The organism is Clostridium sardiniense (assembly GCF_019753795.1).
GTDB classification, from domain to species: Bacteria; Bacillota; Clostridia; order Clostridiales; family Clostridiaceae; genus Clostridium; species Clostridium sardiniense.
Map to the genome: position 1 here is coordinate 112,059 of NZ_JAIKTU010000005.1, position 16,793 is coordinate 128,851.

12 protein-coding genes are annotated in these 16,793 nt (G+C 30.3%); 1 reads left to right on the forward strand and 11 read right to left on the reverse strand.

Annotation, left to right across the window (positions count from 1 at the left end; genetic code table 11):
• Nucleotides 1–42 precede the first annotated feature (42 nt).
• The 10 genes from K5V21_RS07265 to K5V21_RS07310 form a co-directional block, all read right to left on the reverse strand.
• A complete protein-coding gene (locus K5V21_RS07265) occupies nucleotides 43–993 on the reverse strand; it encodes a DMT family transporter (RefSeq protein ID WP_221860383.1) in 951 nt (316 codons plus the stop codon).
• A gap of 134 nt (nucleotides 994–1,127) precedes the next feature.
• Nucleotides 1,128–2,429: an acetyl-CoA hydrolase/transferase family protein gene (locus tag K5V21_RS07270; RefSeq protein ID WP_204594738.1), complete on the reverse strand. Its 1,302-nt coding sequence runs from the start codon at nucleotides 2,427–2,429 to the stop codon at nucleotides 1,128–1,130.
• A gap of 33 nt (nucleotides 2,430–2,462) precedes the next feature.
• Nucleotides 2,463–3,917 (reverse strand): 4-hydroxyphenylacetate 3-hydroxylase family protein, encoded by a 1,455-nt coding sequence (locus K5V21_RS07275; protein ID WP_221860386.1) that lies wholly within the window; start codon nucleotides 3,915–3,917, stop codon nucleotides 2,463–2,465.
• Between the two features lie 325 nt (nucleotides 3,918–4,242).
• Entirely contained in the window at nucleotides 4,243–5,535 is a 1,293-nt protein-coding gene (locus tag K5V21_RS07280) for an acyl-CoA reductase (protein WP_221860389.1), read from the reverse strand.
• Nucleotides 5,532–6,644, reverse strand: coding sequence for a LuxE/PaaK family acyltransferase (locus K5V21_RS07285; protein WP_221860392.1), 1,113 nt, complete (start codon nucleotides 6,642–6,644; stop codon nucleotides 5,532–5,534). The genes K5V21_RS07280 and K5V21_RS07285 overlap by 4 nt, the downstream gene beginning before the upstream one ends.
• Complete coding sequence (locus K5V21_RS07290; protein ID WP_221860393.1) at nucleotides 6,637–8,127, reverse strand: AMP-binding protein; 1,491 nt, start codon at nucleotides 8,125–8,127, stop codon at nucleotides 6,637–6,639. Before K5V21_RS07290 ends, K5V21_RS07285 begins: the two co-directional genes overlap by 8 nt.
• Nucleotides 8,124–8,366 carry an acyl carrier protein gene (locus K5V21_RS07295; protein WP_204594743.1) on the reverse strand — a complete coding sequence of 81 codons (243 nt, stop codon included), beginning with the start codon at nucleotides 8,364–8,366 and terminating at the stop codon, nucleotides 8,124–8,126. The genes K5V21_RS07290 and K5V21_RS07295 overlap by 4 nt, the downstream gene beginning before the upstream one ends.
• 62 nt (nucleotides 8,367–8,428) lie before the next feature.
• The gene (locus tag K5V21_RS07300; RefSeq protein WP_221860395.1) at nucleotides 8,429–9,859 is read right to left on the reverse strand and encodes a sigma-54 interaction domain-containing protein; all 1,431 of its coding nucleotides are present in this window, start codon (nucleotides 9,857–9,859) and stop codon (nucleotides 8,429–8,431) included.
• A gap of 309 nt (nucleotides 9,860–10,168) precedes the next feature.
• Entirely contained in the window at nucleotides 10,169–12,328 is a 2,160-nt protein-coding gene (locus K5V21_RS07305; RefSeq protein ID WP_221860397.1) for a YhgE/Pip domain-containing protein, read from the reverse strand.
• 25 nt (nucleotides 12,329–12,353) lie between these two features.
• Nucleotides 12,354–14,513 (reverse strand): YhgE/Pip domain-containing protein, encoded by a 2,160-nt coding sequence (locus K5V21_RS07310; RefSeq protein ID WP_221860399.1) that lies wholly within the window; start codon nucleotides 14,511–14,513, stop codon nucleotides 12,354–12,356.
• Nucleotides 14,514–14,752: 239 nt separating this feature from the next.
• On the opposite strand from K5V21_RS07310, the gene yjeM reads away from it, so the two are divergent.
• A complete protein-coding gene (gene yjeM, locus K5V21_RS07315) occupies nucleotides 14,753–16,252 on the forward strand; it encodes a glutamate/gamma-aminobutyrate family transporter YjeM (RefSeq protein ID WP_221860402.1) in 1,500 nt (499 codons plus the stop codon).
• Nucleotides 16,253–16,363: 111 nt separating this feature from the next.
• Here the strand turns inward: yjeM and K5V21_RS07320 are convergent, their stop codons facing one another.
• The gene (locus K5V21_RS07320; RefSeq protein ID WP_221860404.1) at nucleotides 16,364–16,792 is read right to left on the reverse strand and encodes an MOSC domain-containing protein; all 429 of its coding nucleotides are present in this window, start codon (nucleotides 16,790–16,792) and stop codon (nucleotides 16,364–16,366) included.
• Nucleotide 16,793: the final 1 nt, after the last annotated feature.

The window sequence follows — 16,793 nt, forward strand, 5'->3', positions numbered from 1 at the left end:
ATGTACCCTCACTTTCTCCCATAAGCTTTCTCATAAGATTCCCTATAACTTTTCTCTTTCTAATTCCACTACCATAGTTGATTCAATATTTTCTTCTGACTTTTCTTCTGATTTCTTCGCACTAAAGCTAATATATGAACCAACTATAATAAATCCTATTCCAATTATCATAGTTGGAACAATATCTTCTCCAAGTATAATAACTGCTAATATTGTCGCTAGTGCTGGTTTAATTAGAAAAACCATTGATGCTGTAACAGCTGATGTTAGCTTGATAGCTCCAAGATAGAATATATATCCAAGTGCCTTGATGAAAATTCCCATGTATAATAGCACTAAAATGCTTTGGAAATTTATTCCTGATAGTATAGGTCTTCCTGTAGCTATTAATATAGCTAGTAACATTATTGATCCAAAATAGAAGACAAAGCAGTTAAATATGTATCCACCGTATTTTGCTATTTTCATCTTACTTACTACTGCAAATAACGCCCAAGCTATCGCAGCTCCTAAAGAAAGACCTATTCCAATTAAATCTGTTCCTCCTTCAGAACCTTGAATAATTTTGCTTGGATTAAAGATTATAACAACACCTATAATACTTATTATTAAAGATATTAAAGTTTTTTTATTTACCTTCTCTTTTAAAAGGAAGTATGCAAAAGGTACTGTAAATACCGCATTAGCACTAAATATTACTGCACTTGTTGATGCTTGAACGTATTTTCCCGCAAGGGATAATAAACTCATTGATATTGGTATAGATAACGCAGCATTTATTGCAAAATATCCACAGTCCTTACCTTTAATTTTCATATTTTTCTGTTTCAAATCTTTAATAGCTGATGGAGTTAATAATACTGCTGCTATTAAAGATACTATGAAGTTTAATTGAAATATATCAAGGTGGTTTTGCATAAGCATTTTATTGGATATTTCTTGTGTACTATATAACAAAGCAGTCAAAACTATAAATATATATCCTTTTTTCATAAGGTTCTCTCTCCTTTAAACTTAAACTGAATTTATAACACTCAAAAAGTCAAATCAATTATGTCCATTTAAAAGTATACGTTTTCTAACAGCCTTGTTAATGTTTTAACAGTTTTCCGCAAATAAAAAATCATTTAAAATTTTGTATTGAACTTCTTTTCGAAGCTTTCTATTAATTCCGTTCTAAAATCTGGGTGAGCTATATTTATAAGTGCCTTAGCTCTATCCCTTAATGTTTTACCACGAAGTCTTGCTATTCCATATTCAGTAACTATATAATCAACATCATTTCTTGAAGTTGTAACAGTAGCTCCATCATCTAGTCTAGATACTATTCTAGATACTTTACCTCTACCTGCTGTAGATGGCATAGCAATTATAGATTTACCGCCTTTTGCCATCATTGCTCCTCTTACAAAGTCTACTTGACCTCCAACTCCACTTATTTGTTTATCTCCTATGCTTTCTGAACATACTTGTCCCATTAGATCTACTTGAACACAAGAGTTAATTGAAATAATATTATCATTTTTAGCTACAACTACAGGATTATTTACATAGTCTACTGGATACATTTCCACATCTGGATTATTATTTATGTAGTCATATAATTTTTTAGTACCCATAATAAATGAAACTACAGTTTTTCCAGGATGTAATGATTTCTTTTTATTTGTTATTACACCTGCTTCTACTAATTCTACTACTCCATCTGAAATCATCTCAGAGTGTATACCAAGATCTTTTTTATCTTTTAAGAATAGTAAAACTGCATCAGGAATAGCTCCAATCCCCAGCTGTAATGTGTCTCCATCATTTATTAATGATGCACAATTTTCACCTATAGCTCTTTCCACATCTCCTATTTTAGGTGGATGAAGCTCAATTAAAGGATATGAAGCCTCTACTATATAATCTAAATCCTTTACATTTATAAGTGTATCTCCACCTGTTCTTGGCATTTGATCGTTAACCTCTGCAATTACTATCTTTGCAGATTCTGCTGCTGGCTTTGTGTAATCTACTGATACCCCAAAACTACAATTACCATTTTCATCTGGTGAACTAACCTGTACTAATGCTACATCTACAGGCAAAAAACCTTCTCTAAACATTTTAGGAACTTCACTAAAGAAGCAAGTTGTAAAATCAGCTCTTCCTGAATTAACAGCCTCTCTAGTACTTCCTCCAACAAATATAGCATTATGTCTGAAATGCTCCTCCATTCCTGGCTGAGCATATTCAGCTCCTCCCATAGCAACCATATGAACTATCTCAACATCCTTATATTGATCTTTATTATCAACCATAGCTCTTAGGAGAATTCCTGGTTCTCCGCAAGCATGACCTGTAACAACTCTGTCTCCAGATTTTATTTTAGAGACTGCTTCCTCTGGTGTTACAATCTTACTCTTATAAGTCTCTCTCCATTCCATTAGTCATCTCTCCCCCTTTGGCTATATACTGAACTAATCTTCTATTCTAGCAATAGCTTTAGCAAGTTTTTTCTTCTTACCTAAGTTGGATTGTCTTGCTATCATTATTCTTTGAGCTTGTGGTGAACCTGCTCCATGCATTGATTCAGTTCTATAACCAACTGCTGCAGTTCCTAATGTAATATTTTCAATTAATCTTAAAATCTTCATTCTATCTATAGTTGGTACTGAGTCTACTCCAACTAAGTATTTTTCAACATAATGTCCTACCTTCTTATTTCTGAAATCTTGTTCTGAAGGCATTGTAACCATTATTCCACCTGCTATATCTTCGGCAAGTCTTGCAATTTCATATGGGAATCTTGTAACATTTTGCTTACATACATTAGCAAGAAGTAAATCTATTAAATAGTTACCTGCTTCAGTCTTATCTCCTTCTGCTGAACAAGCTATTCCACATGCAAATAAAGTTTCATTTAAATGAGTCATTTCTATAAGCTTATCTTTTATATGAGAAGCTTTTGCTGCTCCGTTATAATCAGCAGCTAATGCAGCAGCTCCAATTAAAACATCACCAACTCCAACTTTACATCCACCGTAACTTTGTCTATGGTATCCTGCAAATCTTTCAACTAGCATTCCAGCAAATTCAGTTTCGCCATCTAAGAATATTCTCTCATTTGGAACAAAAACATCATCAAATACTACTAGCGCTTCTTGTCCTCCAAAATTATAGTTACCTACATCTATGTCTGCTCCTTCTTCTAGCTTTCTTGTATCACATGATTGTCTACCCATTATAATTACTATTCCTTCAGTATCTGTTGGTACTGAGAATGATATAGCATAATCTTTATCCTCTGGTCTCATTGCTATAGTAGGCATTACTAATATTTCATGAGAGTTTGTCATACCAGTTTGGTGAGCTTTTGCTCCTCTAACAACAACACCATCAGGTCTTCTTTCAACAACTCTTAAATATAGATCTGGATCAGATTGCTTACTTGGTGATAAACCTCTATCTCCTTTAGGATCTGTCATTGCTCCATCTACTGTTAAATCATTTTCTTGAACATATTTAGCAAATTTCTTAAATCTTTCAAAATAATCTGTTTTATAAGCCTTATCTATTTCGAATGTTGTGCTATATTCTGCATTAAAAGCATCCATACCAACACATCTTTGGAAACATGCAGCTGTCTTTTGACCAAGAAGTCTTTGCATCTTTACTTTTTTGATTAAATCCTCTGTATTTTGATGCATATGTGTGAAACGATTTACTTTTTCACCAGTTAAATTTGAAGTAGCTGTCATTAAATCCTCGTATTCAGACATTTGAGCTAAATCATATGTCATTTTAACTGAGTTAAGAGATGGTCGAAGGATTGGATGATCCACAACATTCTCTATTTTTTCTCCAAACATATAGACATTTAAATTAAGTTTTCTTAGACTCTCTACATACTGTTCTCCTGTCATTAAAGCCATTACTAATCATTCCTCCCGTATTTTTTGAATTATCTAAATATTTTTAATTTTTTGTTATGCCTATATATAGAGCAATCTTTATGCCAATATATATAATTTCTTATAAAAATTTCTTAAAACCCACTATATATGTAGAATAGATTGTTTATTTTTTAACTAATTTGAATTTATAAATTTATATGAAAATTTATTTTTTGTTGCAATATATCAACAATTTTAATATTTTCTCAATATTATTCCTCTATAAGTAAGTGTATTAGCCTATCAGCATACTCTTGTTGCATTATTGCAACAAATTGCAATAATGCAACAGAAATGAAATTGTTTAATAATTAACACTACACCACCTAACAAGCTCATTTAATACAAGTGAACCATCCCATGGAAAATCATAAATATTCATTGTACCTACTCTATTTATTCTATCAACACCTTTCTCAGTGCTCATATTAGAAAATTCCATTAGTTTTTCAATATTTTCAAAAGCAACTCCAACACATTGAATTCTAGGTGTTATGAGAGGTACTATGTCCTTTACATTATTTACTTCTTTTAAAAATATAGTTCTGCATCCTATAGGCTCTTCTAATTTTATATCTCTATCAATTAAAATTGTATAGTCTAAGCCTTTACTACACACTAATGTCTTATCTATACTTAATCCGTATTCACCACGTTTATTTATTATCTTTACAGCTACCCCCTCTAAAATATCAGTTAGAGGAGCTCTTTTATTAATTCTTTCAAAGGCTTCTGCTAATCTTCCCCCTACTTCTTCCAAAGAACACAAGCTCTTTTCAAGGAATACTACCTGTGGTGAAGAGCATGCTCTTTGATCAAAAGCTATTATATCTTTTACAAGTCCTTCAAAATACTCATTATTCTTTGATGATTCAATAGCATCTTTATCAAATACGGCAAATGAGTATTTAGGACCAAATACTAAATCCTTGCAAGTAGTTTTCCTCTGTAGCTTCAGTATTTCTTTAACTGCTCTCTCACCACCCCAAATAACTCTAGCATCTGATATTAAAGACATTTTATTATTTAAATCCATCCTATCACTATCAAAATATACTAGACATATATTTTTTAAAAGGCTCACGCCAGTATATATTCTCCCATCATACTCAACTTCTATATCATCTAATAAACTGAATAATCTGATTGCATCCTTAATAACTTCTTTAGGTATCCTCAAAATATTACTGTTTCTGCACAATAATGAATGAAATGACGAATATATAGATAGTGTAGGAACATTCCCTGCTATCCAATGTGAAGTTATCCCTCTCCCTTGAGCCTTCAGGAGCTTTCCACCTTCAACTTGTAAAAACTTATCTAGATATTCTAAATTTCCTAAACTTGTCTTAATTAATCTAATTAAATTATTCTTTTTTAAATATAATGATAGATATGCAACTCCTTCTATATCTGCTAATTCCCTAGAAATTAATAGCCTTTTACTGTACTTATCTAATAATGAAATCATTACTTGAATAGGCATTCCTTGAAGCTCGGATATATTGTGCTTCATTATTTTCTCAATACATGAAAAGTCCTCATATTCTAATCCATTACAATAAAACTTACCGTCAATTCCATAGCATCTTATCATATGTCACCAGTCCTCTCAGCAAAAGTATCTCCGCACCCTCTGGTTTCAGTTTTTTCAGCTCTCGCTTTAAATTTAAAGTACTTTCCGCCTCTTCCACATTTACAATTGTCTACTCCAACCAATTCTCCTATATCTTCAGTTAGAATACCTTGTGATGGATAGCTAGATCCTAAAATACTTATAACTTCTATTAATCCAGATTTACCTATCTCAACCTCGTCTAAGGTAAGGATATCCCTTATGATAACATCTGCAAAATCAGGAACATGCTTATAACCACATTCACAGTCTATAAACACAACTCCAACCTGCTCTACCATTCCATAGAAATCAATTATATTATTTTCTTTAGTATTTAAGTGCTTTGCTAGGACTTTAGAGAATTCCTCTTTATCAATCTTCTTTTTAATTAGCTTTTTCCACCCACCACTATGTAACAATTTAGACTTTGGTAGATTTAGTGATAATCCTATTTTCTCTAGTTCCTGTATAAACTTTGACCATATTATATATGTAAACCCATAAATTAATACTTCCTCTTCACCATAATTATCTGCGAAGTCTTGGACCCTTTTTAAATTTAGCTTTAAGTCATCATCTGACTTATCCATAGCATATACAATTTTACTAGCAAAACTACTAACTCCTCTTATGGCTGCACCTCTAGCTGTAATTGAGTCTCCTCTTTTGTTAGAGGCCTCACTATCTATAACTAGCATAGGTCTTCTTTTTCCACCAAGAAAATCATTTAGAGTAGAAATTAGACCCTGTGTTTGTCTTATTGAAGTTTTTTTATCTATATATATTTTGCTAGGTATACCGGTAGTAGTGGCACTTGAATTTAGGATTCTGACTACATCATTAAAAGTACAAGTATTAAGATCAAAGGACTTAAACATATTAACAGGTATAAAAGGCACTTCTTCTAAAGAATTTACTTTCTCTATATTTAAGTTTAATTTGTTATATAAACTATTTATATTTTCATTGTTTCTATTATGCTTAAGTTGAGGTTTGATAATTTCTAAAAGTTCTTTTTCCTTATCATTTTGATTTCTACAAAATTGATCCCTAAATATAATATCATCAATACTCTTGTCATTACCCATTGCTCTCACTCTTTTCTTTTAGCTTTTTAAAAAGAATCTTCCCTGAAGAATTCTTTGGTAGTGAATCCATAAATTCTATATATTTAGGCACCTTAAAACTAGAGAGGTTCTCCTTACAAAAGTTAATTACATACTTATGGTCTATGGTCTTGTCATTTACAGCTATAAAAGCTTTAATGCCTTCTCCTAGAAAATCATCCTCTACCCCCACCACAGCACATTCTATAACCTGAGGAATTCTAACTATTACATCCTCTATTTCTCTTGGACTTATTCTATTTCCACCACTTTTTATTATATTTTTTTCTCTAGCTACTATATAAATATATCCATCCTCATCAATTTGAGCTAAATCCCCAGTGTAAAGCCATCCATCTCTTATAACCAGTTTAGTTTCTTCAGGATTATTAAAATATCCCTTCATAACGTTTTCACCCTTTGCAATAAGGTGTCCAACTTCATTAACCTTTACACAATCTCCATTCTCATTAACAATCTTAAGTGCTACTCCAGGTATACCTTTACCTATAGACCCAAGCTTTTCCTTTATCTTTTCAGGCGGAAGATATGAAAGTCTTGCAGTCCCTTCTGTTTGACCATACATTATATATAAGTCTGTGTTTGGCAATGTATCTATAAGCTCTTTGATGAAGGAATTTGCAAGCATTCCTCCTGCTTGAGTTATATATCTAAGGCTGTTAAACTTCATATTTTTCATATCAGTCATCCTTAATAAAATCTGATATGTACTTGGTACTCCTGCAATGCTTGTACAACTATACTTATTTATATCTTCTAGAACATCTTGTGGAAACATAAATTTATTATTTATGACTAAGCTTCCACAAACTCTAAAATGTGTGTGAAGAAGAGATGTTCCATAACAATAATAAAATGGTAACACAACCTCTACCCTATCATTTTTAGTAAGCTTTAAATATTCTATTATAGAGTTTGTATTATGAATTAAGTTCTTATGAGTTAACATTACACCTTTAGGTTTTGATGTAGACCCTGAAGTAAATATCATAACTGCTACATCCTCATCTGAAACTTTTTCTTTTTTTTTATTGCAGTTATCTGATGTATTTATTTGTACATTATCAGAAAAATCTTCAGTTATAATTAATGGACCTTTATCTTCTATGTAATTTATTTTTTTAATATATTTATTTTGTATAAATATAGCCTTAGGCTTTACAGTATCAATAATATAACCTATTTCACTTTCCTTTAAAGTAGGATTTATTGGAACACATACATTTCCATTTTTTATTATTCCAAAATAGGATTCAATAAAAAATCTAGAGTTATCTGAAATTAAAATAACAGTATCACCTTTAACTATATCTATATTTTTTAATAAGGATTGTATCTTTATTACACCATCATATATATCTCTATACCTGATTTTTTCATTGTGAATAACTGCTACCTCATCTAGATTATGTGAATACTCAAAAATATAATCAGTAAAAATCATAGTTCTACTTCATACTTTCCTAATATTTTCTTTATGTCTCCAATAGTATACATTCTTGATACGTCTATTACTTCAAGGGAAATATCAAATCCCTCTTCTAACTTTAATACTAGCTCAATATGTGCCATAGAATCCCATCCCTCTATTTCATCAGGACCTAACTCATCCTTTAAATCTTCTACATCCTTAATTTCAAAAAGCTCACAAAGTATCTTATTTAATTTGTCTAAATTTTTCATATATAATTTCCTCCATTTTGTTTATTAAATTTATACTTATTTTTAAAGCAAGTTTTGTGCCATTATTCTTTTTCTTTCTTATATTTTTTTTCGTATCTTTTTCTTTTTCTTACAAATGTAGATGCATCTATTCCTAAAACTGAAGCTGCACTTCTAACATTTCCGTATTTTTCAAAAGATTTTTTTATAAGCTTGTACTCTAACTGCTCTACCCCTAGCTTTAATGGAATTATCTCTTCATCCTGCGAAATATATTTATCCTTTAAATGTAGCCTATAGTTCTCAGATAAATCATTAATAGATATTTTTTGTTTATCACTCATAATAACTAATCTTTCTACCACATTTTTTAGTTCTCTAACATTCCCAGGCCAACTATATTCATAAAAGCACTTAAGTACCTCTGAGGTAAAATAGCTTTCAAGTCCATATTTTCCATTAAAATGTGATAAAAAATGATTTAATAATGGCATTATATCTTGTTTTCTCTCTCTTAAAGGTGGTATTACTATAGGAACAACATTAAGTCTATAGTATAAGTCTTCTCTAAAAGTCTTATTTGCTACCATTTCTTCTAAGTTTCTATTAGTTGCTGCAACTATCCTAACATCAACTTTTATAGGCTTTATAGCCCCAATTCTTGTAATTTCATTCTTTTGCAATACCCTAAGAAGCTTAACTTGCATATCTAATGGCAATTCACCAATTTCATCTAAAAATAAAGTTCCACCATCTGCCGCTTCAAATAGTCCTATCTTTCCAACTTTATTTGCTCCAGTAAATGAACCTTTTTCATAACCAAATAATTCTGCTTCAATAAGGGATTGAGGTATTGCTCCACAATTTATTTCTAAAAACTGTTCATTTCTTCTATTACTATTTTTATGTACATACTTAGATATCTCTTCTTTTCCAACTCCAGTCTCGCCTAAAACAAGAACAGTGGTATCCACTTTTGCTACTCTATTAGCTAGCTTTAGTGTTTGTAGCATCTTATGGTCTTCAGCAATTATCTCATCAGTATTTAAAACACTTGCCTTCATATGCTCTAGCTTTTGATAATACTTTTCTGTAATCTTCTCACTTCTCTCTAACTTTTCTTTAAGTTCTGCCAGAGCAGTAACATCTCTAACATTAGTAACTACTAATGAAATTCCATCTTCTTTATTGAATATAGGTGTGCTAGATATCATAACCTTTCTTCCGCTTTTATACTCTTGTTCCATTGTCACGCTTTTCTTGCTTTCTAAGACTAATAAAGTAGCTGATTTTGATATAAAACCCTCAATTTCTAAATCTCTCATATTCTTTCCTATCATATCAGCTCTTTTTAATCCTGTAATATCTTGATATGATTTATTTATTCTTAGGGTATTTGCCTCGCCGTCAGTTATGTATATCCCATCATAGGATGACTCTATTATTGAATCTAGTTCATCCCATGTGAACTCATATCTCTTACGATTCATGTTTTCGTTTACATGATTATTCATAATTCCTCGCCCCCGTTAAGTGTATATCTCTCTTTATAATACTCAAAATTTAGGTAATTTAAAAGATATTTCTAATTTTTATAAATATAATTAAATTTATACAAAAAATTTTTTCTTATAGAAATCAACTAATCTAATTAATTTATCCATTTAAATCCACCAAAAATAAAAAAATCATAACAATTATAATAAAATGTATAATTATTATGATTTTTTATTAAAACAACAAAAGGAGCTTTGCTCCTGATTATTTTTAACCAGGAACAATAGCCCCTTTCTTTATTATATTTCATTCTCTTTATTCTTTATTTATAATCCAGACTCTTTAAATTTATGTTCCATAAACATTGTTACTTTGTAGATATTTTTCTTTACAACTCCAAGAATAAAGAATATTACTCCAAATAAACAAAGCATCTTTATATCATGAATTGTATTACTCCATATTGGACCTGCTATGGCTTCTCTAAATCCATCAATTGCATAAGTAAATGGCCATAATGGTTCTAGAACTTCAAATATCTTTGGATTTGTTTGTATTGGATATATTCCTCCTGCCCCTGCTATTTGGAATACCATAATTACTACTGCTATTGCCTTACCTATATTACCAAATAATGAAACAAGGGTGAATATTATCATAGTAAATACTATACATGATAAAAGTCCCATTCCAAAGAATAATAAAGTATTTTCAGGTCTTACACCTAAAATCCCAATATCACCAGCTAATACTATAACAGTTTGAATTATACCTACTGTTAAAAATAATAGTAGCTTCCCAAAATGCTTTTGCATTACTGATATTTTTTCTCCATCTTCAAAATCTTCACATTCAGTTGTTAGAAGAGCTAACATTAGAAGTATTCCAACCCATATACCAAGTACGGTATAAAATGGTGTAAGTGCAACACCAAATATTCCTGTATCATAAACCTCTACAGTTTTAACTTCTATAGGTGATGACATAAATGATGCCATCTCATCTGGGCTTTTTTCCATCATTTTAATTGCTTCATCTAAACTGCTACTTGTAATATCTTTTGTTTCATTTTGAACTGAATTTAATTTACTCCTGAATTCAGTTAATTTAGAACTTACATTAGATATTTGTGATGATGCTACATCCCCACTTGCTATTCCAAAGTTTGCTAAAGCATTTAATTGTGGAATTACAACCTTGCTTCCCTCTAATACATTGTTAGCATTTGTAGCTCCTTGTGATATGTTACTTCCTATTGCATTTAATGCTGGTAATGTACTATTGTAAAAAGTATTACTTGAAGAAGTTAAATTGTTTGAAAAGCTTGTGCTTAAGTTATCTAATGTTTTAAGAAGCTTATCTGCACCGTCTGTAATTTTTCCTGAATCAATAAGTCCCTTTAAACTAGTTAATGTACTCTTATCTTGGGCTATTATTCCTTGAAGAGCACTTAAAATATCTATCTGCTTTTGTATTTTATCATCTTTAGAAGTTTTATTTACATCTTCTAAAGTCTGTTTATTGGATTCTATAGTTTTATTTAATGTATCAAGAGTTGACTGCATTTGATCTATTGTTTTATCTAATGCTATAACATCTACAGGATTATTATTTATATCACCAAGCTTATTTAAAAGCTCATTATATTTATCATTTATCATTTGTATTTGAAGCAGATCATTTTTCATTCCATTACTTAAATTCTGAGTACTTAACTGTGTATTTGTTATTAAATCCTTACTTCCTTGTACCATACCTTGAAGAGAATTTATTGAGTTAGTAACAGTTGGTAATTGATTCTTTGCTTCACCTAAATATTTTTGAATATCACTTATATCTCCTGTTGAAGTATTTAATTGATTTGATATTTTATTTAAGTTATTTTGTGCCTGATCTAAAGAGGTTTTAAGCTCTAATATTTGTGGCTTATTCTTTTTAATTTCGTCTCCAAATTTATTTAAATACTTAAACGCTTCTTTATTTACAGTATCTATAAAATTACTTTTTATCTCTTGTGTTAAGTGGCTTTTAGCTACAGATGTTATCTTAGTTGCTATAGCATTTACTTTTTCATTTGCTTTATATATTATATCTGGTTTTTTAGGGTCTTTAGTTGATAGACTAACTAAATCACTAGAAAAATTTTGAGGTATCTCTATTAACGCATAATAGTTTCCTTCATTTAATCCATAATTTCCTTGCCAATCCCCAACAAACTGCCATCCTATATCTTTATTTTTCTTTAATTGATCAACAATTTTATTCCCTACATTGACACTTTCACCATTTATGGTTGCTCCTGTATCTTCATTTACTACTGCAACAGGTATTGATCCTGTATTTACGTAGGGGTTCCAGCATGCCTTTATATTTACCCATGCATAAAGTGAAGGAATAAAGGATAGACCAGTTATAATAATTATAGCTGCTGGATTTTTAATGATATTTTTTATATCTCTCTTAAAAACCTTGAATATTTTTTTCATGTTTTCCTCCTAAAGAATAATCCTTCTATTCCGCTATTCCTGATTCTTCAAATTTATCTTCAAATTTCTTTACTTGTTTACATACCTTTTCCTTAAATAATATACCTATAATTAATGCTATTGCTGCAAATACAATTAACATTACAATATCAAGTACTACGCTACTTATAAGAGGTCCAGCTATAGCTTCTCTAAAACCTCCAAGTCCATAAGTAAATGGGAAAAATGGTTGTAATACTCTAAAGAATTTTGGATCAACTTCAATTGGATAAGTTCCTCCTGAACCTGCAATTTGAATTACCATAAGTATTATTGCAATTGCTTTACCTATATTTCCAAATAGTGATACTAATGTATAGATAATCGTACAAAATGATAAGGAACAAAGGATACCAAATAATATAAATAACGGTGTATTTACAGTTTGAACTCCTAATAAATACTTATCACCTAATGCAATAATAAATCCTTGTATTGATCCAAGTAATGCAAATGTAATAAATTTCCCTAAATATTTTTGTCTTATAGTAAGATTTTCGCTTCCTTCAAATTCAGTTACAGCTGTTGAAAGAAGTGATGTTAATACAAGTCCTCCAACCCATGTTGCAAGTACAGAGTATATCGGCGCCATACCTGAGCCATAGTTTGCAACCTTATATATTGATTCGTCTTTAATATTAAATGGGTTTGATATATACTCGCCCATAACTTCTGGCTTACTTTGAAGTATTGATACAATAGCAGCTAGATTATCATTGCTAACTTCTCCAAGCTTTTTGCTTAGTTCACCTATTCCACCTTTAAAATACTCTAGTTTTTCTTTTAAATCATTTGCTGTATCTGCTGTCAAGCTTGTACCTTGTAATGCTGATCCTATAAGTTTATCTATATTTGTTACCATTCCCTTTGAGCTACCAAGTAGCTTATTTGCTTCTTCTGTTGCTTTAATATAATTATCACAAATTCCTGTAAGTGCCTTTTTAGTATTTGTATTGTACTCATTTATAACTGAATTTGTTTTGTTATTCATTGAAGAATTTAAAGAATCTAACTGACTTAATATATTACTATTTAACTTTCCTGTTGATTGAAGAGATTTATCTAAATCATTTAGCTTATCATTTTCATTATTTAATGATGCCTTCAAATTGTTCAATGAAGAAATAATATCAGAAATCTTACTATTACTTGCTTTCTTATTTAATTCATTCAAGAATTTTACGATATTATCAATACTGCCATTCATGTAGCTGATTTCTTGCTTCATTATTGATATTGTTGTACTTACTCCTTCAGAAGTTCCAGATGATAATGCTTTATTTAAACTTTCTAATAAAACACTCATTTTATTTCCTGAGGAATGTATTTGATTCAAATTAATATCTAAGCTATTAAAAGAATTATTCATTGTATTTTTTGTATAAGTAGTTAATTCCTTTGACTCTTTAGTGCTATCTTGAATTGTATTAATTCCACTTGTTATTTGTGGAAGAGTATCTTTTATACTGCTTAGATAAGTATTTAAGTTTTTAGCATTATTACTTGTATCTCCTAATGCACCTAATATAAGATCAATATTCTTATTTATATTAATTACAGCATTTTTAAGCTGAATTATTTCATCCTTATTCTTTTCAAGCTTATCTCCAACTTGATTAAGTGAAGAAAATACAGTCTTATTTACAGTTGATACAAAATTAGATTTAATCTCATTAACTAGCTGTCCTTCTGCAACTTCTGTAATCTTACCTGCAACTGGATTTGCCTTTGTATCAACCTTATATGTAATTTCTGGCTTCTTAGGGCTATCTGTTGTAAGACTTGTAAGATCCTTTGAGAAATTCTCTGGAATTTCTATAATAGCATAGTATGTACCATCTATAATACCTATATTAGCTTGCTTAGAATTAACAAATTTCCATCCTATTGATTTATTATTTTTAAGTTCAGAAACTACTTCATCCCCCATGTTCATTTCCTTAGAACCTATGGTTGTCCCTTTATCGTTATTGACCACAGCTATTGGAACTGTACTTGTATTTTCGTAAGGATTCCAACAAGCTTCTATGTTTACCCATGCATAAAGTGAAGGGATAACACATACACCAGCTATTATTAGCATTGCAACTGGATTTTTAATAATTGCTCTCATATCTCTCTTAAATACAGAAAGAATATTTTTCATAATTCACCTCCAAATATTTTCACAATATTAATTTTATCAACTTTAAATGTATTAATATAAAATTTTCTGTTAAGTTTTTATGTCTTATTTTCTATCACATATAGTTATGTCGTATAAAATCTCAATATATATATATAACTATTAATGAAATGTTTATATTTATTTAACTAATTTATAGCTTTAATGTGATAAAGTTAAATATTATATATAAAACAACATTGACATTTAGGAGGAACATAATGAGCGAAAATCATCATAAAAAACTGACACTTATATCACTAATACTAATGATATTTACCTCTGTATTTGGATTTACAAATATAGCTAGAGCCTACTTACTTATGGGTTATGGTGCAATCCCATGGTACATATTATCAGCAATTACATTCTTTATTCCATATTCATTCATGATGGCTGAATACGGTGCTGCTTTTAAAAATGAAAAAGGTGGAATTTATTCATGGATGGACAAATCCGTAGGATCTAAGTATGCCTTTGTTGTAACATTTATGTGGTATACTTCATATATAATTTGGATGGTATCTACATCATCATCAATATGGGTTCCACTTTCTAATATGATATTTGGAGAAGATAAAACTTCTACTTGGTCTTTATTTGGATTAAGTGCCCCACATACTATGGCAGTTCTTGCAATAATATTATTTATTATAATTACAATCACTGCTTCAAAAGGATTAAATGGAATTAAAAAAGTTACATCTATTGGTGGTACATTTATAGCACTTTCAAATATAGTTTTACTAGTTGGTGCAATTATAGTACTTGTAGCAAATGATTTTAAATTAGCACAACCAATTACAGCCTCATCATTTGTTTCTTCACCAAATCCAGCCTATCAATCACCTATTGGTATTTTAGGATTTATGGTTTTTGCAATCTTTGCATATGGTGGACTTGAAGCTATTGGTGGATTAGTTGACCAAACTGAACATCCAGAAAAAACTTTCCCTAAAGGAGTTAAAATAGCTGCTATAGTTATTGCAATTGGATATTCTCTTGGAATACTATGTGTTGGCTTCTTTACAAATTGGACTATTACACTTGATAAAACTACAGTTAATATGGCCAATGCAGGTTACGTTGTTATGCATAACTTAGGTTATACTTTAGGTCTTGCATTAAATCTTGGTTCATCTGGTGCAGCAGCTTTAGGCGCATTCTTCTCAAGATTTATTGGACTATCAATGTTCTTAGCACTAATGGGAGCATTCTTCACATTAACATACTCTCCAATAAAACAACTTATTGAGGGTACACCTAAAGCAATATGGCCAAAATCATGGGTTAAGCTTGATAAAAATAATATGCCAAAGAATGCAATGTGGGTTCAATGCATTGTAGTTGTAGCTATTATTTTAATCTCATCATTTGGTGGAGATACAGCTTCAACATTCTTAAATTATTTAATACTAATGAGTAATGTTGCTATGACAATTCCTTATGCATTTATTGCTTTTGCATTTATTTCATTTAAGAAAAAGGAAAATATACATAAGCCATTTGTTATGTATAAGAGTCATACATCAACAACAATTTGGACAATTATAGTAATAATAACTATTGCCTTTGCAAATATATTTACTATAATAAAACCAATATTAGACTCTGGCGACTATGTTGCAACAATATTCCAAATTGCAGGCCCAGTAGTATTTGGTGCTATTGCATTAATACTTTATGATAGATATGAAAAGAAACTAAAATTTAATAAGTAAGTTTTTAATCTCTTACTAAAATCAAACAAAAGAAGGCATATAATTGCTTAAAATTATATGCCTTCTTTTATATTAACTATATTTCTTCTTATTATTTATATTAACTATATTTCATATTAGTTCTGCTTTATCATTAACTTTAATAGTTCCACCTTTTAGAACTTTACTAAAGACGCCATGTATAGGCATTATACACTTTCCTACTCTATGGAATATTTCACATTCATTATGGCACTTCTTCCCTATTTGAGTTATTTCTAGGATAGCCTCTCCTATTTGAATCTTTTGACCCACTGGAAGTTTATCAACTTCTATTCCATCTATTACGATGTTTTCTCCAAAATCTCCAAACTTAACATTACCACCTTGTGCGTTGAAGTCTTCGATCTTTTTAAGCTCTAATAAGCTTACTTGTCTATGCCACTTTCCTGCATGAGCATCATCTTTTACTCCAAAATCTTCAATTAAAAGCGCCTCTTCTACTTTATATTTCGCAGTTCCTTTTTTAGGACTTGTGCAAATTGCTGCTATCTTTGCCATA

Coding starts and splice junctions, on each gene's coding strand:
- K5V21_RS07265 (WP_221860383.1), bottom strand. CDS start 993: ATGAAAAAAGGATATATATTTATAGTTTTGACTGCTTTGTTATATAGT.
- K5V21_RS07270 (WP_204594738.1), bottom strand. CDS start 2,429: ATGGAATGGAGAGAGACTTATAAGAGTAAGATTGTAACACCAGAGGAA.
- K5V21_RS07275 (WP_221860386.1), bottom strand. CDS start 3,917: ATGGCTTTAATGACAGGAGAACAGTATGTAGAGAGTCTAAGAAAACTT.
- K5V21_RS07280 (WP_221860389.1), bottom strand. CDS start 5,535: ATGATAAGATGCTATGGAATTGACGGTAAGTTTTATTGTAATGGATTA.
- K5V21_RS07285 (WP_221860392.1), bottom strand. CDS start 6,644: ATGGGTAATGACAAGAGTATTGATGATATTATATTTAGGGATCAATTT.
- K5V21_RS07290 (WP_221860393.1), bottom strand. CDS start 8,127: ATGATTTTTACTGATTATATTTTTGAGTATTCACATAATCTAGATGAG.
- K5V21_RS07295 (WP_204594743.1), bottom strand. CDS start 8,366: ATGAAAAATTTAGACAAATTAAATAAGATACTTTGTGAGCTTTTTGAA.
- K5V21_RS07300 (WP_221860395.1), bottom strand. CDS start 9,859: ATGAATAATCATGTAAACGAAAACATGAATCGTAAGAGATATGAGTTC.
- K5V21_RS07305 (WP_221860397.1), bottom strand. CDS start 12,328: ATGAAAAAAATATTCAAGGTTTTTAAGAGAGATATAAAAAATATCATT.
- K5V21_RS07310 (WP_221860399.1), bottom strand. CDS start 14,513: ATGAAAAATATTCTTTCTGTATTTAAGAGAGATATGAGAGCAATTATT.
- yjeM (WP_221860402.1), top strand. CDS start 14,753: ATGAGCGAAAATCATCATAAAAAACTGACACTTATATCACTAATACTA.
- K5V21_RS07320 (WP_221860404.1), bottom strand. CDS start 16,792: ATGGCAAAGATAGCAGCAATTTGCACAAGTCCTAAAAAAGGAACTGCG.